Raw genomic sequence first — 25,775 nt, 5'->3', positions numbered from 1 at the left:
TCAGCCGGCCAGGTCGGCCGACCACCGCTCCTCGATCCGCAGGCCCTTCCAGATGGCGATCGCGACGATCCAGGTCACGACGAAGAGCACCACGATCCCGTAGCCGACGTAGTCGAGCGGGACGTCGGCGATCGCGGCGAGCGGGCCGCTGGTGATGTCCAGCCGGTCGGCGAAGACACCGACCAGCTCGATGGTGCCGATGACCAGCGCCACCGCGACCGAGATCGACGTGATCGTCAGGTTGTAGAACACCTTGCGGACCGGCTTGGCGAACGCCCAGCCGTAGGCGAGGTTCATGAAGACGCCGTCGATCGTGTCCATCAGGCACATGGCGGCCGCGAAGAGCACCGGCAGCACGAGGATCGTGTAGAAGGGCAGGTTGAACACCGCCGCACCACCGGCCAGCACGAGCAGTCCGACCTCGGTCGCGGTGTCGAAGCCGAGGCCGAAGAGCACGCCGATCGGGTAGATGTGCCACGGCTTGCGGACCGACTTGGTGAGCCCACCCAGGAGTCGGTTCATGAAGCCGCGGGAGTCCAGCTGGCGCTCGAGCTCGGCCTCGTCGTACTCCCCCTGCCGCATCCGGCGGAACACCTTGAGGATGCCCATGAGGGCGGCCAGGTTGAGCAGGCCGAGGACCCACAGGAAGACGCCGGAGACGGACGGGCCGATGAGGCTCGTGATGGTGTGCAGCGTCGAGTCGTCGTCCTCGACCGAGCCGACCAGCGCCTTCACGCCGAGCATGAGCAGGAAGGACAGCGCGAAGACGATCGTGGAGTGGCCGAGCGAGAACCAGAAGCCGACCGACAGCGGCTTGCGCTGCGGCACACCGGTCTCCGCCTCGGTGGCCTGGACGTCGGAGAGCAGCTTGCGGGTGGTGTTGTCGACGGCCGCGATGTGGTCGGCGTCGAAGGCGTGCCGCAGTCCGAACGTGTAGGCCAGCAGCCCGACCCCTACCGTGAAGACGGGATGGTCGCCGCCGAGCTTGAAGTGCTGCGGCGCGACGACGCCGAGCAGCAGGCCGAAGCCGACCACGTGGAGCAGGACGACGACGCCGCCCATCCACCACAGTGACCGCTTGTCGGCGACGGTCAGTGCGGCGCGGGTCCGCTCGGCGACGGCGATGCTCACGGCGGTGGCTCCTCTCGTTGGTTATTGCGAACCTATCGCAACAACGAGATCGTGGCATCAGCAGGTCGACTCGGGGGCGACTCTGGGAGGATGGCGAGCGTGCCTGACCACTCCCACGCCGGCCACAGCCAGGCGCCGACGCCGAGTGCCGACCGGCGCTACCTGGTCGCCGCGCTGGTGCTCCTCGTCGCGTTCCTGGTGGCCGAGGTGGTCGTCGCCGTCCTCGCCGGATCGCTGGCGCTGCTCTCCGACGCCGGGCACATGCTCAGCGACGTCGGCGCGATCGCGCTCGCCCTCGTCGCGGCCCGGCTGGCACTGCGGCCGGCGGCCGGCACGTGGACGTTCGGGATGCACCGCGCGGAGATCCTGTCCGCCGCCATCAACGGGGTGACGCTGCTCGTCGTGTCGGTCATCGTCGCCGTCGAGGCCGTACGCCGGCTCGTGGACCCGCCCGACGTCGCGGGGTGGCCGATGGTGCTCACCGCCGTCGCCGGCTGCGTCGTCAACGTCGTCGTCGCCTGGATGCTGGCCCGCGCCGACCGTCGCTCCCTCAACGTCGAGGGCGCCTACCAGCACGTGCTCACCGACCTCTACGGCTTCGTCGGCACGCTCGTCGCCGGGGTCCTGGTGATCACCAACGGGTGGACCCGGGCCGACCCGGTCGCGTCGCTGCTCGTCGTCGCGCTGATGCTCTACGCCGCCTGGGGGCTGCTGCGGGACTCCGGTCGGATCCTGCTCGAGGCCGCCCCCGCCGACACCGACCTGGCCGCGATGCGCACCCACCTGCTGGAGGTGAGCCACGTGCGAGAGGTGCACGACCTCCACGTGTGGACGGTCACCTCGTCGCTGCCGACGCTCTCGGCGCACATCGTCATCGACGACGCCTGCTTCGCCGACGGGCACGCTCCCCGGATCCTCGACGAGATCCAGGCCTGCCTCGCCGGACACTTCGACGTCGAGCACAGCACCTTCCAGCTCGAGCCTCCCGGCCACGCCGACCACGAGGCGGGCGCGCACGCCTGAGGGCCGGGCTCTCCGGCGTGCGCGGGGACAGCAGCAAAGTGTCACCGTGACAGCCGCGAAGTGTCACCGTGACAGCCCGCGACGAGCGTGACCGTTCGGAAGTGTCACTCTCAGCGCGAAGGGTCACGGTGACAGTTCGGTTCCCGCGCCGCCCGGCCGTCGTACGCCCGCAGGAGCGGACCGGGTGACCCTGGCGAGACCCACCACGCTCACGACAGACTGCCTGACATGACCTCTGCGAACATCGGCGTCGTCGGCCTCGCCGTCATGGGCTCCAACCTGGCCCGCAACCTGGCCTCCCGTGAGGGCAACACGGTGGCCGTCTACAACCGCACCTACGCCCGCACGCAGCAGCTGCTGGAGGAACACGGGGACCTGGGCTTCGTCGGGTCGGAGTCGATCGACGACTTCGTCGCGTCGCTCAGCAAGCCACGCACCGCGATCATCATGGTCCAGGCGGGTGCCGGCACCGACGCGGTGATCGAGCAGCTCGCGGAGCGGTTCGAGCCGGGCGACATCATCGTCGACGGCGGCAACGCCAACTTCCACGACACCATCCGGCGCGAGCGTGAGCTGCGCGAGCGGGGGCTCAACTTCGTCGGCACCGGCATCTCCGGCGGCGAGGAGGGCGCGCTGCGCGGTCCGTCGATCATGCCCGGCGGCTCGGCGGAGGCGTGGGAGACGCTCGGCCCGATCCTCCGGAGCATCGCCGCGGTCGCGCCCGACGGCGAGCCCTGCGTGACGCACGTCGGCACCGACGGCGCGGGCCACTTCGTGAAGATGGTCCACAACGGCATCGAGTACGCCGACATGCAGCTGATCGCCGAGGCCTACGACCTGCTCCGCCGGGTCGGCGGCCTCTCCGTCCCTGACCTGGTCGAGGTGTTCCGGAGCTGGAACGAGGGCGACCTGGAGTCCTACCTCATCGAGATCAGCGCCGAGGTGCTCTCCCAGACGGACGCGGAGACGGGCAAGCCGCTGGTCGACGTCATCCTCGACGAGGCCGGGTCCAAGGGCACCGGCGTCTGGACGGTGCAGAACGCGGTCGCCCTCGGCATCCCGGTCTCCGGGATCGGCGAGGCGGTCTTCGCCCGGGCGGTCTCGAGCAAGCCGGAGCAGCGGGCCGCCGTACGGAAGACGGTGCGGGAGCGGCCGTCGACGCCGGACGTGCCGGACACGTTCGCCGACGACGTCCGAGCGGCGCTCTACGCCTCCAAGGTGGTGGCCTACGCCCAGGGCTTCGACCTGATCGTGGCGGGTGCGCGGGAGTTCGGCTGGGACATCGACCTGGGCGCGATCGCGAAGATCTGGCGGGCCGGCTGCATCATCCGGGCCCGCTTCCTCAACCGCATCGTCGACGCCTACGCCAACGAGCCGGGTCTCGCCTCCCTGCTCGCCGACCCCTACTTCGCCGACGCGGTCGCGTCCGGCCAGGAGGCGTGGCGGCGGGTGGTCGCGACGGCGGCGACGGCCGGCGTACCGGCACCGGGCTTCGCCTCGGCGCTCGCCTACTTCGACTCGCTCGCCTCCGACCGGCTGCCCGCGTCGCTCATCCAGGGTCAGCGGGACTTCTTCGGGGCGCACACCTACCGCCGGGTCGACAAGGACGGCGTCTTCCACACGCTCTGGTCGGACGACCGGCGCGAGATCGAGACGGAGCCGTCCACGCACTGACCCGCCGCTGACGATCGGACGGCACGCGGCCGATCCGGCCGGGCCGCCCGCTCCGAACCCCGGGCATGGCCCGCCCGTGGAGCAGCACCCTGACCACCGCCCTCGCCGGCCCGCTCGCGGCCGCCGCCGGACTGGCGGTCGGGCACCTGCTCGCCGCGCTCACCTCCCCGGCGACGTCGCCGGTGCTGGTGGTCGGCTCGACCGTGATCGACCGGACGCCGACGCCCGTCAAGGAGTGGGCGATCGCCCGGTTCGGGACCGACGACAAGGCGTTCCTCGTCGGCTCGGTGCTCGCGGTCGTGCTGCTCGCGGCCGTCGGTGCGGGCCTCCTGGCGCGGCGCCGTCCGGTCCACGGCGCGGCGGCGCTGGCCACCCTCGCCTGCGTCGCGGCGGTGCTCGCCCTGCTCCGTCCGGCGGCGGGCCCGGCCGCGGTGCTGCCGAGCCTCGCGGCCGCTGTCGTCGCAGCCGGTGTGCTGCTCCAGCTGACCCGGCTCCCGGCGACCGCCCGGGACGGTTCGGCGCGGCGCGCCGTGCTGCTGGGCATGGGCATGGTGGCGCTGGGTGCAGCGGGTGTCGGGGAGGCGGGACGCCGGACGATCGCGCGCCGGCAGCGGTCCGAGACCGTCGCACTCCCCGCCCCGACCGAGCCCGCGGGCCCGTTCCCGGCCGGACTGGACCGGGTCGTCCCGGGCATCACGCCGCTGCGCACGCCGACCCGCGAGTTCTACCGGGTCGACACCCGGCTCGACGTGCCGGTGATCGACAGCGCGGGTTGGACGCTGCGCGTCGACGGGGACGTACGTCGCCCGTTCACCCTGACGTTCGACGACCTGCTCGCGATGCCGCTCATCGAGCGCGACATCACCCTCACCTGCGTCTCCAACAGCGTCGGCGGGCCCTACGCGGGCGGCGCACGCTGGCTCGGCGTACGGCTGACCGAGCTGCTCGACCGTGCCGGCGTGGGCGACCGCGCCGACCAGATCCTCAGCACCGACGTCGCCGCGATGACGATCAGCACGCCGCTGGCCCTCGCGGCGGACGGTCGCGACGCCATGGTCGCCGTCGGCATGAACGGCGCGCCCCTGCCGCGCGAGCACGGGTTCCCGGCCCGACTGCTCGTACCGGGGCTCTACGGCTTCATCAGCGCGACCAAGTGGCTGACCCGCCTCACCCTGACGACGTATGCCGACCAGTCGGCGTACTGGACCGACCGCGGCTGGGCGACCGACGCGCCGATCAAGATCGCGAGCCGGATCGACATCCCCCGACCGCTCGCCCGGCTCGACGTCGGCGAGGTCGTGATCGGCGGCGTCGCCTGGGCGCAGGGCGCCGGCGGGGTCGCCCGGGTGGAGGTCAGCATCGACGGCGGCGCCTGGCAGCCGGCCCGCCTCGGGCCGACCGCCGGCGACGCCTACTGGCGCCAGTGGTTCCTCCGCTGGAACGCCGGTCCGGGGCCGCACACGCTGTCGACCCGCGTCGTCGACGCCCAGGGTCACGCCCAGACCCCGGTGCGTGCGAACCCCTTCCCCGCGGGCGCGAGCGGCCTCCACACCATCGACGTCACGGTCGGCTCCTGACCCATCCGGACCGGCGGCGTCTCCGAACAGCTGGTGAACGTCATGACGGACAGCCACTCACCACCGATCACCCACTGATCCACCAGCGATCCACCAGCGATCCACCAACGTTCGACACGGAAGGCAACTGCCATGAAGATCCGTCCCACCGGCCCGGCGGCCGCGGTCGCCCTGGCCTCCGCGCTGTCTCTCGGCCTCACCGCCTGTGGCGGGAGCGACTCCGGTGACGCGGCCGCCGCCAGCGGCGACTCGACGTCCTCGTCGACGACCCCGTCCTCCTCCATGAGCTCGGACGCCATGAGCGGAGCCGCCTCGCAGACGTTCGGGCCCGGCTGCTCGGCGATCCCGGCGAGCGGAGCCGGCTCGTTCGACGGCATGGTCAAGGACCCGGTCGCAACCGCGGCGAGCAACAACCCGTTGCTGAGCACGCTCGTCACGGCCGTGACGAAGGCCGGTCTCGTCGACACCCTCAACGGTGCCGACGGGCTCACCGTCTTCGCGCCGACCAACGACGCGTTCGCGAAGATCCCGAAGGCACAGCTCGACAAGGTCCTCGCCGACAAGGCGACACTGACCGCGATCCTCACCCACCACGTGGTCGCCGGACAGCTAGACCCGAGCTCCGTCGCGGGGACGCACACCACCCTCGACAAGGACGAGGTGACGGTTACCGGCGGCACCGACGGCATGAAGGTCGACGGCGCGAACGTCCTCTGTGGCGACATCCCCACCGCCAACGCCACCGTCTACGTCATCGACACCGTCCTCATGCCGCCGGCGGCGTGACCGAGCGCGGAGACTAGGACGGTGGAGCACCTCCGGCCCGTACCCGACGACGCCCCCGAGCCCGGGGCGTCGTCGGGGCCTGACCTCGCCGACCTGCTGCGCCGGTCGTCGCGCGGGGACCAGGCGGCGTTCGCGATGCTCTACGACGCCGTGTCGCCGAAGGTCTACGGACTCTCGCTGCGCGTCGTGCGCGACCCGGCGCAGGCCGAGGAGGTCGCCCAGGAGGCGTTCCTCGAGATCTGGCGTACGTCGGCCCGCTACCGCCCCGACCGGGGCAGCCCGCTCGCGTGGATGCTGACCATCGCGCACCGGCGGGCGGTCGACCGGGTCCGGTCCGCCGAGTCGGCGAGCCGACGCGACGTCGTCTACGAGCAGAGGAACCAGCCGGTGAGCCACGACTCGACGGCCGAGGCCGCCCAGGCCTCCCTCGATGCCCGCCGGGTGCGGGGCGCCCTCGAGACACTGACGCCGATCCAGCGCGAGGCCGTCGCGCTGGCCTACCTCGGGGGTTACACGCACACGGAGGTCGCCGGTCTGCTCGACCTCCCGGTGGGCACGGCCAAGACGCGGATCAGGGACGGACTGATCCGGCTGCGAGACACGATGGGAATGGGGGTGCGCGATGAGCAATGACATCCACGCGCTGTCGGGCGCGTACGCCCTCGACGCTCTCGATCCCGCCGAGCGGGCGGAGTTCGAGAAGCACCTGGCCGGCTGCGCCACCTGCCGGGCCGAGATCGAGAGCCTGCGCGAGACCGCGGCGGGCCTGGCCGGGCTCGCCGAGACGTCGCCGCCTCCCGGCCTGCGCGACCGGGTCCTCGCCGACGCAGCAGTCGTGCGCCCGCTCCCGCCCGCCGTCGACCGGGCCCGACGCCGCCGGCGCTGGGGTGCCCTGGTCGCGGCGGCCGCGGCCCTCGTCCTGGTCGGTGCGGGTGTCGCCTGGCACCCGTGGGACCGCCCGTCGTCGTCGGTCGTCGTGTCGGCGGTCGACCGGATCGCCCAGGCTCCGGACGCCCAGCGCAGCACCCAGACGCTGGCCGACGGCGGCACGGTCACCGTCTACCGCTCCGCCCGCCTCGACAAGGCGGCCGTCGTCGTCGCCGACCTCGCGACGCTCCCCGAGGGCAAGGTCTACGAGATGTGGCTGCAGGACGCCGCCGGCACGATGGCCCCGGCGGGCGTCATCCCGCCCGGGGTCGGCACGACGGAGATGGTGCTGGCCGGATCCGCGGCCCGTGCGGTCGGGGCCGGCATGACCGTGGAGCCGACCGGAGGCTCGCCCGCCCCGACCTCCGACCCGGTCGCGTTGCTCAGCTTCGGGAAGGTGTGAGCGCAGAGCCCGCGGCCAGAGCCGGTCAGCCCTCCGCGTGCGCGGCGAGCTCGACGAGCACCGCCCGCACCTCGGCGATCTCGACGTCCTCGGCGCGCCGGCCCCAGTGCTCGGGCTGCCGGAGGTGTACGCACCCGGACGACTGGGAGCAGCCGACGGAGACGAGCACCGTGTGCAGCGCCCGGAGCTCGGCGGCCAGGCGCAGGGTCTGGCGGTACGCCGGGTGTGCGCGCTGCTCGGCCAGGCCCTCGCGGGCCAGGTCGCGCGTGAGGTCGAGGACCACGTCGCCCATCGTCGCCGCGAGCTTGCGCTCGGCCGCGCACCCGTCGAGGTCCCCGACCCGACCAGGCACGTCCCGTCCGGTCTCGCCGGCCGCGGCCAGTGCGCCGGTGACGTTGACGGTCTCGGGCGGGCCGTGCGTCTCGGGGACGGCCCGGCGCAGCAGGCGGCGCTTCGCCTTCGCCGTCTCGGGAGCGGACAGCACGAGCGGGACCTGCCCGGTCCACTGGTCGAGCCTGGCCAGGTCGCGATAGGCCTCCTCGGCGACGTCCCCGAACTGCTCCTGGGTCGCCTCGTCGGCGAAGACCACGTAGCGCGCGACGGGCTGGCGACGGTCGGCCGTCATCGGCACGCTCCCGACGTCCGGTGCTCGTCGCGCATGTTCAGTCCTCCTGGACCGCTCGCCGACGTCCGTCGTCCGCACGTCCTGGGTGTCTATCGGCAGGTCGGTCCCAGGGTAAAGCCATCCGAGGGTCGACATCGTCCGCCCACGGCGTCGAGACTGACGCCGTGACCCCCACGTTCCTGCTCACCTCGCTCGTCATCGTGCTCCTGCCCGGCTCCGGGACCGTCTACACGGTCGCGGCCGCGCTGGCCCGCGGGACGCGGGCCGGCGTCGTCGCTGCGGCGGCCAGCACCCTCGGCATCCTGCCGCACCTGCTCGCCGCCATCACCGGCCTGGCCGCGCTCCTGCACGCGAGCGGGGTCGCCTACCAGGCCGTGAAGTACGCGGGCGTCGCCTACCTGCTCTACCTCGCCTGGTCGACCTGGCGCGACACCGGCGCCCTCCGCCTCGACGCAGCGCCCCACCGGACCACCACCGCGTCGGTGCTGCTCAACGGCGTCGCGGTCAACCTGCTGAACCCGAAGCTCACCATCTTCTTCGTCGCCTTCCTGCCACAGTTCGTCCCGGCCGGCGACGGCTCGCTGCCGCTCATGCTGGCGCTCAGCGCCGTCTTCATGCTCATGACGTTCGTCGTGTTCGTCGCGTACGCCGCCCTGGCCGGTCGGCTCCGCGAGCGCGTCCTCGGCAGCGAGCGGGTGATGCGCCGGCTGCGGCAGGCCTTCGCCGCGTGCTTCGTCGGCCTCGGCGCGCGGCTCGCGACCGAGCGCTGAGGCCCCGCCAGGGCACGATCTTCGCCCAGCAGAGGTGTTCGGAGAGCACGACGGAGTGCCACAGTGGGCCCATGGCCGACAACGACATCTTCACGCGCATCGACGACCTGGTCGACGAGGAGCACCGCCTCCGCAGCGGCGAGGCCCACGACCCCGAGCGGCTGCGCCACCTCGAGGAGCAGCTCGACCAGTGCTGGGACCTGCTCCGTCAGCGGCGCGCCAAGCGGGAGTTCGGACAGCCGGAGTCCGGCGCCGAGGTCCGTTCTACTAGTACGGTCGAGGGCTATCAGGGCTGAACGTCCGCATGGCAGGCACGCGTGTCCGCATGCCCGCCGGACCGCGAACACGCGCACGTGAGGCAACGATGATGCATGGCACCTGCTCGAGGCGGGCACGCATGAGCAGGCGGAAACGCCAGGAACACCCGTCAGATTCGGAGGAGACATGAACAAGAGCGACCTCGTCGAGCACATCGCGCAGGAGGCCGGGACGGACAAGGCCGCGGCGGGCCGTGCCCTGGACGCCGCGTTGAAGGGCATCTCGGACGCGCTGTCCAAGGGCGAGTCCGTCGCCCTGGCCGGCTTCGGGACCTTCGAGACGCGCGAGCGCGCGGCTCGCACCGGCCGCAACCCCCAGACGGGCGAGTCGATGGACATCGCGGCATCGACGAGCGCGGGCTTCAAGCCCGCCTCGGCCCTGAAGAAGCTGCTGAACGGCTAGCCACCGGCGGCCCACCCCGGGTCGCCCCTTCCGCGGCGAGCACCGGCCGGCCGTGAGACGCCCTCAGGGGACCAGCTCCCCGATCAGCGTCTCGACGCGTCGTCGGATCTCGTCGCGGAGGGGGCGCACCCGCTGGATGTCGTGCCCGCGCGATCCTCGAGGACCCAGTCCTCGTAGCGCTTGCCGGGGTGGAACGGGCACCCTGGCCGACGCCCACCCCGAGCTGGAGGGCAGGACCTCGCTCGACCATGGGGCGAGCCGGCCGCGCTCCCGGGTCCGCTCAAGCAGAAACCCCGCCTGAGCTGCCTTTCAGCAGGTCAAGCGGGGTTCTCTACTCGGTGGAGGTGAGGGGATTCGAACCCCTGGCCTTCTCATTGCGAACGAGACGCGCTACCAACTGCGCCACACCCCCGAGTGCGTCGGAAAGGCTAGCAGCACCCGACGCCCGACCTGAAATCAGGCCCCACTCACGCGCCTGTGCGAAGCAGCCGCGTCGGCCCCGGCAGCCCCGGCAGCCCCGGCAGCCCCGGCAGCTCCCGCGGCACGCACGGCGTCGGCCTGCTGGGCCAGCGCGCTGTCGGCCGCGGTCCGACCGGACGTCCACACGCCGGTTGAGTCGAGATCGATCGCGTTGACCGAACGGCGCGCCGCCGGCTTCGAGACGTACGTCGGCAGCGTGACCGGCACGAGCTCCCAGCCGTCGCCCGAGGCGATCGGCTCGGCGTCGGCGACCTCGGCCCGCACGGCCGGCACCTCGGCGGTCTCGTCGAACCGGACGGCGTCCTCGATGCCGATGGGCTCCGGCTCCTTCGGGTCGGTGATCCGCTGGACGGGGCGACGCGCGGCCCGCTCCCCCTTGACCATCATCCGGCAGGCGACCAGCCAGCCGGCGAGCAGGGCGACGGGCGCGACGATCCACCAGGCGCTGATGACGCGGCCCGCGGCGATCGCGCCGACCATGGCGGTCACGAGCAGGAGCACTCCGAGCACGCGGCGGCGCCGGCGCGCGGCGTGGGAGGCGGCGCTGCGGCGGACGAACGTCTGGGCGGCGAAGAAGCCGGTCTGCTCCACCTCCGGCGCGGCGGAGTGGTCGACCGGGCGCTCGGTCTCGGAACCGGTGGCGGTGGCCGGCTCCATGGCGGGCTCGGGCACGTCGGCGGCGGGCGCCGCCGGCTTGCGGTTCCGCACGAGCTGGGTCTGGCGACGGTCGACCGCCTCGCGACGGGCGAGCACCCGCAGCGTGTGGGAGAACCGGTCGACGGTCCGGCTGCGCGCGCCCGCCTCGTGGTGCTCGAGCGCCTTGGGGATGAGATAGGCCGCCCAGGCGAGGGCGAGGCCGACGAAGATGAGGGCGCTGGGATCCACGTACGAGAGGTTAGAAGCGGTAGCGCACGGTGGGTCGGATGTCCACAGGTGTGTCGCAAATTGCTGCTGTGACTGGTGGGACTGAACTCAGGTCACGCGGCGGATCAGACCACCCGGCGGAACGTCCTCGGCGGTGATCCCGTAGAGCCGGTGATCGCGCCAGTCACCGTCGATGTGGAGGTAGCGCGGGGCGTACCCCACCTCCGGGATGCCGAGCTTCTCGACGACCCGGAGCGAGTTGGAGTTCTCCGGCCGGATCGCCACCTCGATCCGGTGCAGCCCGGTCGCGAAGCAGTGGTCGATGACGAGCGCGACGGCGCGCGGCACGATCCCGCGGCCGGCGTACGCGACGTCGATCCAGTAGCCCACGGAGGCGAACATCGCCGAGCCGCGCACGATGTTGGAGACCGTCACCTGACCCGCGAAGTGGCCGTCGACCTCGATCGCGAACGGGTACGCCGTCCCCTGCCGGGCCGCCTTGCGCAGCCGCTTCACCAGCGAGCGGAACGTCGTCGGGCGGGCGTCGCCGCCGGGCGGCACGGTCGCGTCCCAGGGTCGCAGCCAGGCGGCGCTGCGCTGGCGAGCCGCCCGCCACTCGGTCGCATCACGTGGCGAGAGGGGCCGGACGGTCACCTCGCCGGAGCGCAGCGTCACGGGCCACGCGGCGCCGGGCCTCGACTCAGTGATCACTGCCCACCGACTGCTCCACGGCGTGCTCCAGGACCGGACGCAGCACCTCGATCGCGTCCTTCACCCCGCCGCGCGAGCCCGGCAGGTTGATGACGAGGCAGTCCCCCGCGAGACCCGCGAGGCCGCGCGAGAGCATCGCGGTCGGCACGCCCTTCGCGACGCCCGCGGCGCGGATCGCCTCGGCGATGCCGGGGACCTCGCGGTCGAGCAGGGGGCGGGTCACCTCGGGCGTCTGGTCGGTGGGCGTCAGCCCGGTGCCGCCCGTGGTGAGCACCACGCGCGCTCCGGCGCCGATGAAGCCGCGGATCGCGGTGCCGACCGGCTCGCCGTCCGGGACCACCGCGGGCTCACCGACCAGGTAGCCCAGGTCGGTGAGGAAGACAGTGAGCAGCGGCCCCGTCGTGTCCTCGTAGACCCCCGCCGCGGCGCGGTTGGAGGCCACGACGACGCCCGCCGGGAAGTGGTGGGTCATGGGGCGTCGTCCTGAGCCTGTCGAAGGGTCCAGTCCCCCGACTTGCCGCCGGTCTTGGACTCGACGCGGACGTCGGTGATCACGGCACGCTTGTCGACCGCCTTGACCATGTCGACCACGGTCAGCGCGGCGACCGAGACGGCGGTCAGCGCCTCCATCTCCACCCCGGTGCGGTCGGAGGTCCGCACGGTGGCCGTGATCTCGACGGCGCCTCCTCCTGACCCTGTCGACAGGTCGTCGGTGACCGCGAGGTCGACGGTGACGCCCGAGATCGCCAGCGGGTGGCACAGCGGGATCAGCGACGGCGTCTGCTTGGCGCCCATGATCCCGGCGATCCGCGCGACCGCGAGCGCGTCGCCCTTCGGGACGCCCTCGCCCCGCAGCAGGGCGACCACCTCGGCCGAGACCAGCACCCGGCCGGTCGCCGTGGCCGTCCGGGAGGTGACGTCCTTGCCTGTGACGTCGACCATGCGGGCCGCGCCGGACGCGTCGAGATGGGTGAACTCGGGTGGCATGTCCTAGAACTCCTCGTCCAGTGGGAGCACGTCGACGGTCGCGCCGGCCGGGACGGACGTGGTGTCCTCGGGGATCACCATCAGGCAGTTGGCGTTGGCGAGGTCGCCGATCAGGTGCGAGCCGGCACCGCCGACGGGGCTCACCGACGAGCCGTCGTAGTCGCCCCGCAGGAACTGGCGCAGCCCGGGTCGCGACGAGATCGCGTGGGTGAGCCGGGCCGGCACGACCGGCCGCACCTCCGGCCGCATGCCCATCATCCGGCGCAGCGCAGGGAGGACGAACACCTGGAACGAGACGTACGACGACACCGAGTTGCCCGGCAGCGTGAAGATCGGGATCCGGTCCTCGCCCACGCGGCCGAAGCCCTGCGGCTTGCCCGGCTGCATGGCGACGCCGCCGAACCAGACGCCCTCGGGCCGCAGCGCCTCCTTGACGACGTCGTAGTCGCCCTGCGAGACGCCGCCGGACGTGATGACGAGGTCGGCGCGGACGAGCTGGTCGTTGAGCGCCTCGAGGAACTTGGTCGGCTCGTCGGGGACGATGCCGACGCGGTAGGCGATGGCGCCCGCGCGACGGGCGGCGGCGGCGAGCAGGTAGGAGTTGCCGTCGTAGATCGAGTCGTGGCCGAGCGGCTGCCCCGGGTCGCGCAGCTCGCTGCCGGTGGAGAGGATCACGACGCGTGGGCGCGGCCGGGCGGCCACGGTGGCCCGGCCGACGGCCGCGAGGAGGCCGAGCTGGCGGGGACCGAGCACGGTTCCCTCCTCGACGAGCAGGTCGCCGGACCGGACGTCGTCGCCGACCGGCCGCACATGCTCGCCCTTGTCGTCGGGCCCCTGGGTGATGACGACCCGGGCGACACCCCGGTCGGTCCACTCGTAGGGAACCACCGTGTCGGCGCCGGTCGGCATCGGAGCGCCGGTCATGATCTTGGCCGCCGTACCCGGTGAGAGGGCGAGCAGGCCCGCCTGGCCGGCGGCGATCTCGCCGACGACCGGTAGGTGCACGGGCGCTTCGTCGGTGGCGGCGGCGACGTCCTCGAAGCGGACCGCGTAGCCGTCGTGCGAGGAGTTGTCGAAGCTCGGCAGCGAGATCTCGGCGTGGACGTCCTCGGCACAGGCCAGCCGGTAGGCGTCCATCAGCGGCTGCGGGTAGGCCGGCAGCGGCTCGATGTCCGCGAGTATCCGCTCGCGGAGCTCGTCGACGGAGATCAGATCGCTAGTGGCCACCTGAGGACAGTACCGAGTCGTGCTCGACCCGCTGAGCCCCCGCACCCTTGAGCTCGACCTCGCCGATGACCTGGACGCCCTTGCCGAAGGTCCAGTCGCCGTCGACCTTCAGCGAGGTCGCCTTGCGCAGCGACGGGATGCCCTCGGGGAAGCGCTTCTCGAACTCGCCGACGACCTTGTAGTAGTGGTCGTCGAGGTCGATGAAGGGGATCGACTCGACCGTCTGGTCGAGCACGAAGCCGTCGGCCAGGTCGTAGACGTCGGAACGCAGCACCAGCAGGTCGTTGGTGGTCTTGACCGGGACGAACCGGTCGCGACCGACCTCGATGAGCGCCGCGCCCTCGAACACCTCGATGGCGGCGCCCATCGCCGTCTCGATCTGCACGACCTCCGGGGAGGTCTTGTCCGACGGGTCGACGTTCTTGACGTTGCGGATCAGCGGCAGCCCGAGGATGCCGTGACGCATGTCGAGCGTCTCCTTCATGGCGCGCAGGTCGAACCACAGGTTGTTGGTCGAGCAGTAGCGGTGGCGGCTGAGGTCGCGCAGCGCCTCCACGTCCTCGGGCAGGGTCTGCGCGGTCTCGCGCAGGATGATCCGGCCGTCGGACTTGCGCCGAGCGAAGTGGCCGCCCTTGCGGTCGCTGGGGGTGCGGCGGACCGCCTCGATCGCAAACGGCGCCCCGCTGGTCGCGAACCAGCCGGCCACCTTCGGGTCGGGCACGGCGCCGAGGTTGTCGGAGTTGGACACGAAGACCCGTTCGTAGCCCTGCTCGATGAGCAGGTCGAGGAGGCCGGTGCCGCGGAGGGCGGTGTAGAGGTCGCCGTGGCCGGGCGGGCACCACTCCTGCTCGGGGTCCTTCGGCCAGCTCACCGGGGAGAGGTCCTTGAGCAGGAGCTTGGGCTCCTTGTTCTGCAAAAACTCCAGCGGCAGGCCCTCGACCGGCAGGTCGGTGTAGCGCGCCAGGGCGTCGAGAGTGTCCGCCGAGGTGCGGAACGAGTTCATGAAGAGGACCGGCAGCGGCGCCTGGTAGGTCTTCCGCAGGTGCAGGAGCTGGCGCGCGATGACGTCGAGGAAGGACAGCCCCTTGCGCACGCACAGCAGCGACTTGGCCCGGTCCATGCCCATCGAGGTGCCGAGACCGCCGTTGAGCTTGATGACGGCGGTGGTGCGCAGCGCGGCGGCGGCGTCCTCGTCGGACACCGTCACGTCGGCCAGCGCCGGCATGTCGACGGGGTCGATCGTCGACTCCGGGATCATGCCCGTCTCGCCGTGCTCGAGCAGTCGGTAGTAGTGGGCGAAGGTCTCGACCGCGACCTCGTCCACCCCGGCGTCCCGCATCTTCGCGGCCGCCTTCTGGAGCCCTGCGCTACCCATGCCTTCGATCGTAGGCTGAGGGAGTGTCCGACCGGCAATCGTTCTCCACATCTGGGGACGGAAACGAGTCACACGGCGCGTCAGGCATGTCCGTGCGCAAGCTGGGTACCCGCGACCAGCTGCTCGCCGGCCGGCGTCGCCGCTCGCTGACCGAGGTCGGTCAGGCGGCCGCGGCGATCGCCGAGCACCTGCTCGCCTCGGAGGAGGTACGTCGGGCGGCGACCGTGGCGGCGTACGTGTCGATGGGCACCGAACCGGGAACGGGCCTGCTGCTGGAGGAGCTGCTCCTGCGAGGCACGCGGGTGATCCTGCCCGTGCTCCAACCGGACAACGACGTGGACTGGGCGGTGCACACCGGCACCCTGGTCCCGGCGCGGCGCGGCCTGCTCGAGCCGGCCGGGCCGCTGCTGGGCGTGGACGCTGTGGCCACCGCCGACCTCGTGCTGGTGCCGGGGCTGGCGGTCTCGGGCGCCGGTGAGCGGCTGGGCCGCGGCGGCGGCTCCTACGACCGTGCGCTCGCCCGGGTGCCGGCCGGCACGCCCGTCTGGATCCTGCTCTACGACGAGGAGGTCGGCGTGCCGGTACCCGTCGAGGCCCACGACCGACCGGTCACGGGAGCGGTGACACCGTCCGGAATCGTGCGACTGCGCCAGACGTTCTAGAATCTGGCAGTCGCCACCGGCGAGTGCTAGACCCAGGAGATCATCGTGCCTACCTATCAGTACGCCTGCACCGAGTGCGGCCACGCCTTCGAGCAGTTCCAGAGCTTCTCCGAGGACGCCCTCACCGTCTGCCCGTCGTGCAGCGGCAAGCTGCGCAAGCTCTACAACGCGGTCGGCGTCGTCTTCAAGGGCTCCGGCTTCTACCGGACCGACAGCCGGAGCTCGTCCTCGAGCACCACGACCGCGTCGAGCAGCGGCTCGTCCTCCTCGGACAGCGGCTCGTCCTCCTCGGACAGCGGCTCGTCGAGCGGCGGGTCCACGACGTCGACCGCCGCCGCGTCCTCCGCCGACTGAGGCTGTGGAGAGCCGGAGACACCGATCCGGCATCCGGCCTAGCGTCGTGGCGTGCTCGCCGCGACGTCCCGCCTCCTCCCCCGCCTCCGGCGTCGGCTGCTCGCCCACCGGCGGCTGCTCGCCGGCCTGCTGACAGCCGTCGCCGTCACGGCGGGTCTGGCGGCGGTACGGCCTCCGGAGACCGGAACCGTCGCGATGACGGTCGCGGCGCACGACCTCGCCGCCGGTGAGACCCTCTCGGCCGCCGACCTCACCACGACGAGCGTCCCGCCCGGCGCGGTGCCCGACGGCACGGTCCGCGACCCGGCCGACGCCGTGCTGGCTGCGCCGGTCCGGCGCGGCGAGCCCATCACCGACGCCCGCCTGGTCGGGCCGGCCCTCTCGACCGGCCATCCGGGACTGGTCGCGCTGCCGGTGCGGCTCTCGGACGCGGCGATGGCGGGGCTCCTCGAGAGCGGCGACCGGATCGACCTCTACGCCGTCGCCGCCGCCGGCGACGCGGCCGCCTCGTCGCAGGAGGCGACCCGGGTCGCGGCCGACGTACTCGTGCTCGCGGTGCCGCCGCCAGGAGGTCGGGGCACGTCCGACACGGCCGGCCTCAGCGGCCGTCTCATCGTCGCCGGGGTCCCCGACGAGGCCGTGCCCCGCGTCACCGACGCGGCGGTACGCGCTTTCTTGACGTTCGCGTTCGTTCACTAGGGTCGAGGCCGACTCGGGGAGATCTCCCTATCGACCGACGACTTCAACCGACGACACGGAGACGACCAGATGACCGGCTTCAAGAACTTCCTCTTGCGCGGCAACCTGATCGAGCTGGCCGTCGCCTTCATCATGGGCGGCGCCTTCGCCACCGTGGTCACCGCGACCGTCACGCTGATCATGGACCTGATCGGCAAGCTCGGGGACCAGCCCGACTTCTCGGGGTGGCGGCCCGAGGGCGTCTCGCTCGGCGCCTGGGTCACCGCGGTGATCTCGTTCCTCATCCTCGCGGCCGTCGTGTACTTCTTCATCGTCATGCCCTACACGAAGGCGAAGGCGCGCTACTTCCCCGCCACCGACGAGCCGGGCACACCCGAGGACGTCGCCCTGCTGACCGAGATCCGCGACCTGCTCGCCGCGCGCCAGGTCTGAGCCCCGCCGCGACGCCGGCGTCGGGAGCCGACCTCCCGGATGCGCGCTCCTCAGGAACCGTGGTGCGGGGGGACCTGCGCCCGGAGCCAGGCGTCGGTGCCCCGCTCGGTGGTCTCGGGGTCGTCCTTCTCGTCGCGCGTGGTGTCGGGGAGCACGTCACCGAAGATCCGGGCGAGCCGGCGCCTGCGCTCCCAGTCCGGCTCGTCCTCGGTCAGGCGCTCGTCGCTCACGTGCAGAGACCGACCTGCTTGAGATCGCTCTTCTGCGTCTCCGTCAGCCCGTCGGACTTCCCGGTCGAGGACGAGGACGGCGAGCCGCCGGCCGAGGCGCCGGCAGTCGGCGAGGACGAGGCCCCGCCGCTCGGCGAGGAGGAGGGCGACGAGGACGAGCTCGGCGAGGCCGGGTTGGTGCTCGCGGCCTGGCCGGGGACGTGGTTCACCTTGATCGAGTTGGCCGTCAGGACGTCGCCCAGCGGGCGATCGTTCTTGATGCGGTCCCAGACCTTCGTGGCGTCAGACGTCCACAGGACACGGCCACGCTCGTCCCCACTGCCGTAGACGAACGGGACGGTGAGGAACTCGATCTTGTCGAGGCCGATGTTCTTGAACTGCAGCGCGAGGCCGGCGAGCTCCTTGATGTTGCCCAGGCCGGTGGAGCCGACCTCGGAGAGCTCCAGCGACTTCGTCGCTGCCCGGAGGAACTTCACGACCTTGATCGGGTTGGCCAGCGTGTTGGCCGACATCACCTGGTTGACCATGGAGGCGATGAACGCCTGCTGGCGGCGCGTACGCCCGATGTCCGACCCGTCGCCGATGCCGTGCCGGACGCGGACGTAGGCCAGTGCCTTGGTGCCGTCCAGCTTGTGGGTGCCGCCCTCGAAGGTCGTCTTGGTGTAGGAGTCGTAGAACGTCTCGGGGACGCAGACGTCGACGCCGCCGACGGCATCGACCATCCCCTTGAACCCACCGAAGTTGACCACCACCGAGTAGTCGACGGGGATCCCGGTGTCGTGCTGGAACTGGCTGATCGTGCACGCCGGTCCGCCGTAGGCGAAGGCGGCGTTCCACATCGTCCGGCTCGAACCCGGGACGATGCTGCCGTCCTCCTTCTTGCACTCCGGCCGCTCGACGAGCGAGTCGCGCGGGATGCTGATGCCGTAGGCGTGCTTCCGGTCGCGGGAGAGGTGCAGCAGGATCGTGGTGTCGGAGAGCCCGGCCGTCTTCTCCTTGTCGACACCGCAGCCGCTGCAGTCGCGCGAGTCCTCACCCATGATCAGGATGTTGATCGGGTCGGTCGGGCCGGCGAACTCGACCTTCTTCGGGGCCTTCTCGACGAACTGGTCCTTGTAGTTGGCGATCGTGAGGTTGCCGTTGAGGTCGCGGTAGAGATACGCGACGCCCAGACCGGTGATCATCGCCAGCACGACCACCGTGGTGAGGACGACCTTGAAGACCGTGTGGCGCTTGCGCGTCGTGGCCCGGCGCCGGCCGCCCCGGGGCCCGCGGGACGATCCGCGTCGCGCGATCCGCGGGTCGACCGGACGGATGGCGGTGTCCTCGATGTCATCTCGGGACGACCCACCGACGTGGGCAGAGCTCTGCTCGACGTCGGTCATCTTCACCATCGCTCAGGTCGGGGTCTCGGGCGCATCCCTCGTGCGTCCTCCGAGAATGTACGTGGATCGTTCAATTGTGACTGGCCAGACGGGAGAACCCCAAACGGAGGCGGTTTCGCCCTCCGTGCCGCGTGATGCCAAGATGACAGGCGTTCGCCCCGGTAGCTCAGTGGATAGAGCAGCCGCCTCCTAAGCGAAAGGTCGCGAGTTCGACTCTCGCCCGGGGCACCACAGGCTGAAGGGTCACCCCCGAGCCCCCACCTCGCCCGCAGGCTCGTGCTCCCGCTCCTGCCCCACCGCCGCGATCTCGGGATGGTGCAGGTCGAAGGCGGGCGACTCGGAGCGGATCCGGGGCAGTTCGGCGAAGTTGTGGCGGGGAGGCGGGCAGGACGTCGCCCACTCGAGGGAGCGGCCCCAGCCCCAGGGGTCGTCCACCGTGACGAGCGGGTGACGGCGCGAGACCCAGAGGTTCGCGAACCACGGGACCATCGAGAGGCCCAGGAGGAACGCGCCGACCGTCGAGACCTGGTTGAGCCGCTCGAACCCGTCCGACGGCAGGTAGTCGGCGTACCGCCGCGGCATGCCCTCGACGCCCAACCAGTGCTGCACGAGGAAGGTGGTGTGGAAGCCGATGAAGAGCAGCCAGAAGTGGATCTTGCCCAGCGTCTCGTCCAGCATCCGGCCGGTCAGCTTGGGCCACCAGAAGTAGAAGCCCGAGAACATCGCGAACACCACCGTCCCGAAGACGGTGTAGTGGAAGTGGGCGACCACGAAGTAGGAGTCGGACACGTGGAAGTCCAGCGGCGGGCTGGCCAGGATGACGCCGGTCAGACCGCCGAACAGGAACGTGGTCAGGAAGCCGATCGCCCACAGCATGGGCGTGTCCAGGCTGACCGAGCCGCCCCACATCGTGCCGATCCAGTTGAAGAACTTCACCCCGGTCGGCACGGCGATGAGGAACGACATGCCGGAGAAGAACGGCAGGTTGACCGCACCGGTGACGAACATGTGGTGCGCCCACACCGAGATCGACAGCAGCGTGATCGTGATCGTCGCACCGACCAGGCCGACGTACCCGAAGACCGGCTTCCGGGAGAAGACAGGGAGCACCTCCGAGACGATCCCGAAGAACGGCAGCGCGATGATGTAGACCTCGGGATGGCCGAAGAACCAGAACAGGTGCTGCCAGAGGATCGCTCCCCCGTGGTTGGCGTCGTAGACGTGGGCGCCGAGCTGGCGGTCGGCCTCCAGCATGAGCAACGCGCCCGCCAGGACCTGGAACGCGATCAGCGCCATGATCGAGGTCAGCAGCACGTTCCAGGTGAAGATCGGCATCCGGAACATCGTCATGCCCGGCGCCCGCATGGTGACGATCGTCGTCACGAAGTTCATCGAGCCGAGGATCGTGCCGACGCCGGCCATCCAGAGCCCCATCACCCACAGGTCGCCGCCCACCTCAGGCGAGCGCACGGCGTCCGACAGTGGCGTGTAGGCGAACCAGCCGAAGCTCGCCGCGCCGTCGGGCGTGAGGAAGCCCGAGAGCACGATGATCCCGCCGAACAGGAACAGCCAGTAGCTGAACATGTTGAGCCGCGGGAACGCGACGTCCGGCGCACCGATCTGCAGCGGCATGATCACGTTGGCGAACCCGACGAACAGCGGGGTCGCGAACAGCAGCAGCATGATCGTGCCGTGCATCGTGAAGAGCTGGTTGTAGCGGTCCTCGTTCACGATCTGCATGCCCGGATAGGCGAGCTCGGCACGCATGATCAGCGCCATCACGCCCGCGATCATGAAGAACACGAACGACGTGGTGAGGTAGAGCCGACCGATCGTCTTGTGGTCGGTGGTCGTCAGGAGCCCGACGACGCGGCGTCCGAGGGCGGGACGTGCCCCCGGCGTCGCGACGTCCGGGCGCCTCACGTGTCTCGGTCCTGCTGGTGGCGCGGGGTCGACGTGGGACCGTGCGGGTCGACGTGGAGCCGCTCGGCGTCGTTCGCCGTGTCACGGCTGCGTTGGCGGTCCTTCATGAAGGCGCCGATGTAGAACGCCGCCCAGACGACGACGATCACGACGGCCACGGGAACCAACCACCAGAGGCTCATGACGTCGCTCCGATCAGCCCGCTGTCGTCGGCGTGGGCTCGTACGGCGGGCAGGACCTCCTTGCCGAACACCTCGATCATCTCCCGGTAGTGCGGGCCGATATTGGCAACGTAGACCTCCTCGAAGCCCGCGTCGAGGTAGGGCTTAAACGACTCCACGTGGCGCTCGACGTCAGGCCCGGCCACCATCGCGTCCCGGGTCTGCTCGCGGGTGACGAGCGTGGCCGCCTGCTCGAAGTGTCGGGGCGAGGGAAGCACCTGCGCGAGCTCGCCCGGCAGGCCGGCCGTGGCCCACAGCCGATGGGCGTGGTCGACGCCCTCGTCCTCGCTGGGTGCGTACGCCGCCTTGAATCCGGCCATCGCCGGCTTCCCGCTCGAGACCCGGCGGAACAGGTCCAGGAGCTCGGTGTCGGGCGACGTCGTGACGTAGCCGTCGCCGATCCGCCCGGCCAGCTCGGTGGCCTTCGGCCCGAAGCCGGACACGTAGACCGGCGGCGGAGCGTCGGGCAGCGTGTAGATACGGGCGTTCTCGACGGTGTAGTGCTGGCCGTGGTGGGTGACCTCCTCGCCGGTCCACAGCTTCCGCATCACCGCGACGGCCTCCTCGAGCATCTCCAGCCGTACGTCGGCCGAGGGCCAGGCGTCGCCGTGGATGTGCTCGTTGAGCGCCTCACCGCTGCCGACGCCGAGCCGGAAGCGGCCCTCGTGCATCACCGCCGCGGTCGCGGCGGCCTGGGCGGTGATCGCCGGGCTGAGCCGCATCGTCGGGCACGTGACGGCGGTGGTCACCGGCAGCGTTGTCGCCTGGGAGAGGGCACCGATCACGCCCCAGACGAACGGGCTCTCGCCCTGCTCGTCGTTCCACGGGTGGAAGTGGTCGCTGATCCAGAGTCCGTCGAACCCCGCCTGCTCGGCCAGCACGGCCTGCTCGACCAGCTGGCGGGGGTCGTACTCCTCGCACGAGAGGAAGTAGCCGATCTTCATGGTCGGCCTGTACCCCTGCCGCGGGGGCCGATGCACCAGGACGCGGCCCGTCCGCTCCGCGACGTCGCACGTGGCCGTGCGGCGTACGTGAGAGGGGCGAGCCGCGTCTCGGGCGGGTGGTTCCCTGCCTCAGTAGACGAACGAGGCGACCTGCGCGCGCAGGTCGGCGGCCATCCGAGCGAGCTCGTCGGTCGCGTTGCGCGACTGGGTGACCGCCTCGGTCGTGCTCGCGGCGGCGCTGGCGACACCGCCGATGTTCTCGGCGATCTCGCCGGCGCCGGTGGCGGCCTGGGTGACGTTGCGGCTCATGTCCATCGTCGTCGCGGTCTGCTCCTCGACGGCCGAGGCGATGGTCAGCTGCGACTCGTTGATCGTGCCGATGACCTCGGTGATCTGGCCGATGGCCTCGATCGCCCCGCTCGTGTCGGCCTGGATCGTCTGGACCTTGGCGATGATCTCCTCGGTGGCCTTCTGGGTCTCCTGGGCGAGGTCCTTGACCTCGTTGGCGACGACCGCGAAGCCCTTGCCCATCTCGCCGGCACGAGCGGCCTCGATGGTGGCGTTGAGGGCGAGCAGGTTGGTCTGCGCGGCGATCGAGGTGATCGCCTTGACGACGTTGCCGATCTCCTCCGAGGAGGTGCCCAGCCGACGGACGGTGTCGTTGGTGGTCTGGGCGGCGCTGACGGCGGTGGAGGCGACCCGAGCCGCTTCGGTGGCGTTACGGGCGATCTCGCGGATGGAGGCGTCCATCTGCTCCGACCCGGCGGCGACCGTCTGGACGTTGCTGGAGACCCGCTCCGAGGCGTTGGCGACGACGCCGGCCTGGACGCTGGTCTCCTCGGCGGCGGCGGCGATCTGGACCGACGACGCGGACAGCTCCTCGGCGGACGCGGCGACGGCGTCGGCGGAGCCGACCACCTGGGCCATGACCTCGCTGAAGTTGCGCTGCGCCTCGAGGAGCGCGTTGGCCATCTGGCCGACCTCGTCGGCGCAGTCCACGTGCGCCGCCACCGTCAGGTCGCGGTTGGCCATCGCCTCGAGCGAGGTCTGCACCGAGCGGATCCGGCGCAGCGTGTTGCGGGCGATGACGAAGGCGAGCGCGAACGCGACCACCAGCCCGAGGCCGAGGATGATGAACTGCAGCCGGTAGTTGTGCTTGGCCTGGGCGACGGCAGCGCTCGCCTGGCTCTTGTAGTAAGCGACGCCGGAGGCATCGGCCGCGTCCATCGCGTCGGCCATCTTGCTCACGACCGGCGCCATCTTCGCGTTGTAGATCCTCAGGAACGTGACGTCGTCGTTGGTCTTCATGGCCGGCATGAGCTCGTTGTCGCGGACGTCCTTGAACTCGACCCAGCTCGCCTTGAACGCGTCCCACCAGCTCTGGCCGGCCAGGACCCCGTCGACCTGCGCGATCGACTTCTCGACGTCGGCGTCGTTCGACGCGATCTGCGCCTTCCAGTCGTCGCGGCCCTTCGCGGTCGTCTGAGCGGCGAACATGGCGATCTGCATCCGCGCCTTGATCTCGTTCTGGTGGACGGCGCCCAGCGGCATCGTGACGGTCGCGTTGGAGGTCGCAAGCGTCGAGAGGTCGTCACTGGCGGCGGTCAGGCCGCGGGCGGCGAAGACGCCGCTCACGATGGCGACGGCGCCCAGGAGGCCGACGGCGGTCATCAGCTTGGTCTGGATGCCACGGTCGGCGAACCAGGCGACCAGACGCTTGGCGCCGGCGGGCCGGGCGACGGGGAGGGCGGCGGAGCTGGGGGGAATGCTCACGGCAGTCATGGAGACCTCGAAGAACGGTGCGGGTGTCGGAAGGGCAACCCCCGGGCGGTCACCGCACCTACCTTCGGCAGTCCCCACTTCCACCTGAGCAGACGTGGTCGCCGCTCAGGAGAGGGTCTCGAACCTCATGCCCGCGCGCTGCAGGCGCCGCAGGAGGTGATCGCCCATCGCCTGAGCCGTCGTGACCTGGCCGGCCGTCGGCGGACTGTCGTCGAAGGCGAGCGAGAGCCCTGACTCGGCGAGCATCTTGGCGGTCTCGGTGTAGCCGGGGTCGCCGCCGGCGACCCGCGTGCGGACCCGGCGGCCGCCGGTCTCGCCCAGCAGGTCGACGGTGAACCACGACGTGTCGCGGCGCCGCTCCGAGGGCCCCTCCCCCTGCGGCAGCCGCCGCCCGAGCGCCTCGCGCAGCGGACGCAGCTGGGCCGCGACGGCGAGCCCGCCGACGAGCGCGGCACCACCGACGGCGTAGCGCAGCGTCTTGGTGCCGGCGAAGTGGGAGTAGCGGAACTCCGGACCGTACGCCGGCAGGGCCGCCCCGCTGCGCGCCACGATGATCGGGTCGATCGTCGGCAGCGGCACCAGCCAGTGGCCCAGCTCCGCGTCGCGGCCGGGCTTGCCCCTCACGGCCCGCGACGTCCGCCCGGCGGCCCTCGGCTCCGCCGCACGGCGGGCGCGCGCGGCCTCGGCCATCTGCCGCGGCCGGGCGAACTGGCCGAGCGCTGAGTGGAAGGTCCCTCCCGACAGCGCCGCACCGCTCCTGACGACGCCGCGGACGACGAGCGGCTCGTTGATCGGCCCGCTCTTCTCGAGCTCGCGGACCAGGTGCAGGACGCCGAGGTCGTGGGGCACGGAGTCGAACCCGCCCGCATGCACGATCCGGGCGCCGGTGCGGACGGCCGTCGCATGGTGGGCGAGGTACATGCGGTCGACGAACTCGGGCTCGCCCGTGAGGTCCACGTAGTCGGTGCCCGCGTCGGCGCACGTCCTGACGACCGGCTCGCCGTGCTCGAGGAAGGGGCCGACGGTCGTGATCACCACGCGGGTCCGCTCCGCCAGCGCCGCCAGGGACGCCGGGTCGGAGACGTCGGCGTGCAGCAGCGGCAGGTCGGCGTACGCCGGGCCGAGGCCGTCGCGCACCTCGGCGAGCCGCGCCTGGTTGCGTCCGGCGAGCGCCCAGCGCAGCCCGTCGGGCGCGTGCTCGGCGAGGTAGGCCGCAGTGAGGGCGCCGGTGAAGCCAGTGGCGCCGAAGAGGACGAGGTCGAGTTCGCGGTCGCTGGTCATCGGCACAGCGTGCCATGGAGCACATCCTCGGGACTTTCGTCCCCATTTCCTGGATCGGTCGTTACCCTCGAGTAGGAAGTTTCGTGGGAGTTCCGTCTGGGTAAGAGCCCCCGCCGAGCCCCACTGAGGAGGGACCGTCCATGGAGGCCATCGACCTCGACCTGAGCGACTTCACGATGCGTTGCCGCTCGGCGTCCGTGTCGCACGTCGCGGCCTCGCTCCCCCGCGGGCTCGAGCCCGGCGAGCAGGTCGTGCTGCACGATCGCGTGCGCGGCTACTACTCGGGCTTCGTCGCCGACCTGGCCTTCGAGCCGGAGGACACGGTCTACCGCATCCAGATCGGCGTCCGGCTCACCGACGAGGAGGCGCACGAGCGTCTCCACGGGGTCCCCGAGCCCATCGGCGAGCGGATCACGAAGCAGGACCTCCTCGACCTGCTCGGCAGGCTCCGGTCGTCCTCCGCGACGCTCCCGGCCGCCGCCCGGCGCCGCCGCGCCGACAAGGCACTGTGACGTAGCCCGATCGGGCTACGGATCGGGACGTTCGACCGATCCTGGGACGGGGTCTGCCATTTGCCTGCGG

Annotated in this window: 29 protein-coding genes, 2 tRNA genes and 1 pseudogene; 15 read left to right on the top strand and 17 right to left on the bottom strand. The window is 71.5% G+C overall.

Annotated elements, in window-relative coordinates:
- Positions 1-1,131, bottom strand: a complete 1,131-nt coding sequence (locus tag QDS12_RS11060; protein WP_279879040.1) for a HoxN/HupN/NixA family nickel/cobalt transporter — start codon at positions 1,129-1,131, stop codon at positions 1-3.
- A gap of 162 nt (positions 1,132-1,293) precedes the next feature.
- On the opposite strand from QDS12_RS11060, the gene QDS12_RS11055 reads away from it, so the two are divergent.
- The 6 genes from QDS12_RS11055 (at position 1,294) to QDS12_RS11030 (ending at position 7,521) form a co-directional block, all read left to right on the top strand.
- Positions 1,294-2,154 carry a cation diffusion facilitator family transporter gene (locus QDS12_RS11055; protein ID WP_279880420.1) on the top strand — a complete coding sequence of 287 codons (861 nt, stop codon included), beginning with the start codon at positions 1,294-1,296 and terminating at the stop codon, positions 2,152-2,154.
- 219 nt (positions 2,155-2,373) lie between these two features.
- Positions 2,374-3,828: an NADP-dependent phosphogluconate dehydrogenase gene (gndA, locus tag QDS12_RS11050; protein WP_279880418.1), complete on the top strand. Its 1,455-nt coding sequence runs from the start codon at positions 2,374-2,376 to the stop codon at positions 3,826-3,828.
- Between the two features lie 65 nt (positions 3,829-3,893).
- The gene (locus tag QDS12_RS11045) at positions 3,894-5,405 is read left to right on the top strand and encodes a molybdopterin-dependent oxidoreductase (protein ID WP_279879039.1); all 1,512 of its coding nucleotides are present in this window, start codon (positions 3,894-3,896) and stop codon (positions 5,403-5,405) included.
- A gap of 132 nt (positions 5,406-5,537) precedes the next feature.
- Positions 5,538-6,191, top strand: coding sequence for a fasciclin domain-containing protein (locus QDS12_RS11040; RefSeq protein ID WP_279879038.1), 654 nt, complete (start codon positions 5,538-5,540; stop codon positions 6,189-6,191).
- A 21-nt stretch (positions 6,192-6,212) separates the two neighbouring features.
- The gene (gene sigK, locus QDS12_RS11035) at positions 6,213-6,824 is read left to right on the top strand and encodes an ECF RNA polymerase sigma factor SigK (RefSeq protein WP_279879037.1); all 612 of its coding nucleotides are present in this window, start codon (positions 6,213-6,215) and stop codon (positions 6,822-6,824) included.
- Complete coding sequence (locus QDS12_RS11030; RefSeq protein ID WP_279879036.1) at positions 6,814-7,521, top strand: anti-sigma factor; 708 nt, start codon at positions 6,814-6,816, stop codon at positions 7,519-7,521. Before sigK ends, QDS12_RS11030 begins: the two co-directional genes overlap by 11 nt.
- A 25-nt stretch (positions 7,522-7,546) precedes the next feature.
- Here QDS12_RS11030 and QDS12_RS11025 read toward each other — a convergent pair whose 3' ends face one another.
- Positions 7,547-8,146: a hypothetical protein gene (locus tag QDS12_RS11025; protein ID WP_279879035.1), complete on the bottom strand. Its 600-nt coding sequence runs from the start codon at positions 8,144-8,146 to the stop codon at positions 7,547-7,549.
- Between the two features lie 164 nt (positions 8,147-8,310).
- Between QDS12_RS11025 and QDS12_RS11020 the strand changes: the two genes are divergently transcribed.
- The 3 genes from QDS12_RS11020 (at position 8,311) to QDS12_RS11010 (ending at position 9,636) form a co-directional block, all read left to right on the top strand.
- Positions 8,311-8,916 carry a LysE family transporter gene (locus tag QDS12_RS11020; RefSeq protein ID WP_279879034.1) on the top strand — a complete coding sequence of 202 codons (606 nt, stop codon included), beginning with the start codon at positions 8,311-8,313 and terminating at the stop codon, positions 8,914-8,916.
- 71 nt (positions 8,917-8,987) lie between these two features.
- Positions 8,988-9,212: a DUF2630 family protein gene (locus QDS12_RS11015; RefSeq protein ID WP_279879033.1), complete on the top strand. Its 225-nt coding sequence runs from the start codon at positions 8,988-8,990 to the stop codon at positions 9,210-9,212.
- Positions 9,213-9,360: 148 nt separating this feature from the next.
- Positions 9,361-9,636, top strand: coding sequence for an HU family DNA-binding protein (locus QDS12_RS11010; protein WP_279879032.1), 276 nt, complete (start codon positions 9,361-9,363; stop codon positions 9,634-9,636).
- 63 nt (positions 9,637-9,699) lie between these two features.
- On the opposite strand, the pseudogene QDS12_RS11005 reads toward QDS12_RS11010, so the two are convergent.
- The 8 genes and pseudogenes from QDS12_RS11005 to QDS12_RS10970 all read right to left on the bottom strand — a co-directional run.
- A pseudogene (locus QDS12_RS11005) lies at positions 9,700-9,836 on the bottom strand (heat-shock protein HtpX); the annotation flags it as partial.
- A gap of 139 nt (positions 9,837-9,975) precedes the next feature.
- A tRNA-Ala gene (locus QDS12_RS11000) sits at positions 9,976-10,048 on the bottom strand.
- Positions 10,049-10,092: 44 nt separating this feature from the next.
- Positions 10,093-11,001, bottom strand: coding sequence for a hypothetical protein (locus tag QDS12_RS10995; protein ID WP_279879031.1), 909 nt, complete (start codon positions 10,999-11,001; stop codon positions 10,093-10,095).
- Between the two features lie 87 nt (positions 11,002-11,088).
- Positions 11,089-11,691, bottom strand: coding sequence for a GNAT family protein (locus QDS12_RS10990; protein WP_279879030.1), 603 nt, complete (start codon positions 11,689-11,691; stop codon positions 11,089-11,091).
- Positions 11,681-12,163 carry a MogA/MoaB family molybdenum cofactor biosynthesis protein gene (locus QDS12_RS10985; protein ID WP_279879029.1) on the bottom strand — a complete coding sequence of 161 codons (483 nt, stop codon included), beginning with the start codon at positions 12,161-12,163 and terminating at the stop codon, positions 11,681-11,683. Before QDS12_RS10985 ends, QDS12_RS10990 begins: the two co-directional genes overlap by 11 nt.
- Positions 12,160-12,678 carry a cyclic pyranopterin monophosphate synthase MoaC gene (moaC, locus tag QDS12_RS10980; protein ID WP_279879028.1) on the bottom strand — a complete coding sequence of 173 codons (519 nt, stop codon included), beginning with the start codon at positions 12,676-12,678 and terminating at the stop codon, positions 12,160-12,162. Before moaC ends, QDS12_RS10985 begins: the two co-directional genes overlap by 4 nt.
- Positions 12,679-12,681: 3 nt before the next feature.
- The gene (glp, locus tag QDS12_RS10975; protein ID WP_279879027.1) at positions 12,682-13,905 is read right to left on the bottom strand and encodes a gephyrin-like molybdotransferase Glp; all 1,224 of its coding nucleotides are present in this window, start codon (positions 13,903-13,905) and stop codon (positions 12,682-12,684) included.
- Positions 13,895-15,280 carry a UTP--glucose-1-phosphate uridylyltransferase gene (locus QDS12_RS10970; RefSeq protein WP_279879026.1) on the bottom strand — a complete coding sequence of 462 codons (1,386 nt, stop codon included), beginning with the start codon at positions 15,278-15,280 and terminating at the stop codon, positions 13,895-13,897. Before QDS12_RS10970 ends, glp begins: the two co-directional genes overlap by 11 nt.
- A gap of 86 nt (positions 15,281-15,366) precedes the next feature.
- Between QDS12_RS10970 and QDS12_RS10965 the strand changes: the two genes are divergently transcribed.
- From QDS12_RS10965 to QDS12_RS10950, 4 genes are all read left to right on the top strand, one after another.
- On the top strand, positions 15,367-15,942 hold the full coding sequence (locus QDS12_RS10965) for a 5-formyltetrahydrofolate cyclo-ligase (RefSeq protein ID WP_279879025.1): 576 nt from the start codon (positions 15,367-15,369) through the stop codon (positions 15,940-15,942).
- Positions 15,943-15,987: 45 nt separating this feature from the next.
- On the top strand, positions 15,988-16,296 hold the full coding sequence (locus QDS12_RS10960) for an FmdB family zinc ribbon protein (RefSeq protein ID WP_279879024.1): 309 nt from the start codon (positions 15,988-15,990) through the stop codon (positions 16,294-16,296).
- Positions 16,297-16,347: 51 nt separating this feature from the next.
- Positions 16,348-16,995, top strand: coding sequence for an SAF domain-containing protein (locus QDS12_RS10955; protein WP_279879023.1), 648 nt, complete (start codon positions 16,348-16,350; stop codon positions 16,993-16,995).
- Between the two features lie 69 nt (positions 16,996-17,064).
- Positions 17,065-17,427, top strand: coding sequence for an MscL family protein (locus tag QDS12_RS10950; protein ID WP_279879022.1), 363 nt, complete (start codon positions 17,065-17,067; stop codon positions 17,425-17,427).
- Positions 17,428-17,477: 50 nt separating this feature from the next.
- Here QDS12_RS10950 and QDS12_RS10945 read toward each other — a convergent pair whose 3' ends face one another.
- Entirely contained in the window at positions 17,478-17,657 is a 180-nt protein-coding gene (locus QDS12_RS10945; protein WP_279879021.1) for a hypothetical protein, read from the bottom strand.
- Complete coding sequence (locus QDS12_RS10940; protein ID WP_279879020.1) at positions 17,654-19,042, bottom strand: LCP family protein; 1,389 nt, start codon at positions 19,040-19,042, stop codon at positions 17,654-17,656. Before QDS12_RS10940 ends, QDS12_RS10945 begins: the two co-directional genes overlap by 4 nt.
- Before the next feature lie 155 nt (positions 19,043-19,197).
- On the opposite strand from QDS12_RS10940, the gene QDS12_RS10935 reads away from it, so the two are divergent.
- Positions 19,198-19,273 (top strand) — tRNA-Arg (locus tag QDS12_RS10935).
- Positions 19,274-19,285: 12 nt separating this feature from the next.
- Here the strand turns inward: QDS12_RS10935 and ctaD are convergent.
- The 5 genes from ctaD to QDS12_RS10910 all read right to left on the bottom strand — a co-directional run bounded on the left by ctaD (position 19,286) and on the right by QDS12_RS10910 (position 25,193).
- Positions 19,286-20,899: a cytochrome c oxidase subunit I gene (ctaD, locus tag QDS12_RS10930; RefSeq protein WP_279880416.1), complete on the bottom strand. Its 1,614-nt coding sequence runs from the start codon at positions 20,897-20,899 to the stop codon at positions 19,286-19,288.
- A gap of 62 nt (positions 20,900-20,961) precedes the next feature.
- On the bottom strand, positions 20,962-21,147 hold the full coding sequence (locus tag QDS12_RS10925) for a hypothetical protein (RefSeq protein WP_279879019.1): 186 nt from the start codon (positions 21,145-21,147) through the stop codon (positions 20,962-20,964).
- Positions 21,144-22,130, bottom strand: a complete 987-nt coding sequence (locus QDS12_RS10920) for a TIGR03557 family F420-dependent LLM class oxidoreductase (protein ID WP_279879018.1) — start codon at positions 22,128-22,130, stop codon at positions 21,144-21,146. The genes QDS12_RS10925 and QDS12_RS10920 overlap by 4 nt, the downstream gene beginning before the upstream one ends.
- A gap of 129 nt (positions 22,131-22,259) precedes the next feature.
- Positions 22,260-23,903 carry a methyl-accepting chemotaxis protein gene (locus QDS12_RS10915; RefSeq protein WP_279879017.1) on the bottom strand — a complete coding sequence of 548 codons (1,644 nt, stop codon included), beginning with the start codon at positions 23,901-23,903 and terminating at the stop codon, positions 22,260-22,262.
- A gap of 114 nt (positions 23,904-24,017) precedes the next feature.
- On the bottom strand, positions 24,018-25,193 hold the full coding sequence (locus tag QDS12_RS10910; RefSeq protein ID WP_279879016.1) for a saccharopine dehydrogenase NADP-binding domain-containing protein: 1,176 nt from the start codon (positions 25,191-25,193) through the stop codon (positions 24,018-24,020).
- A gap of 140 nt (positions 25,194-25,333) precedes the next feature.
- Here QDS12_RS10910 and QDS12_RS10905 point away from each other — a divergent pair, with 140 nt between their 5' ends.
- Positions 25,334-25,705, top strand: a complete 372-nt coding sequence (locus tag QDS12_RS10905) for a hypothetical protein (RefSeq protein WP_279879015.1) — start codon at positions 25,334-25,336, stop codon at positions 25,703-25,705.
- Positions 25,706-25,775 lie beyond the last annotated feature (70 nt).

This window comes from Nocardioides sp. CER19, from assembly GCF_029846275.1.
Classification (GTDB): Bacteria; Actinomycetota; Actinomycetes; order Propionibacteriales; family Nocardioidaceae; genus Nocardioides.
The sequence above is the reverse complement of the archived record's forward strand: the minus strand, read 5'-3'. Positions and strand labels throughout refer to the sequence as shown.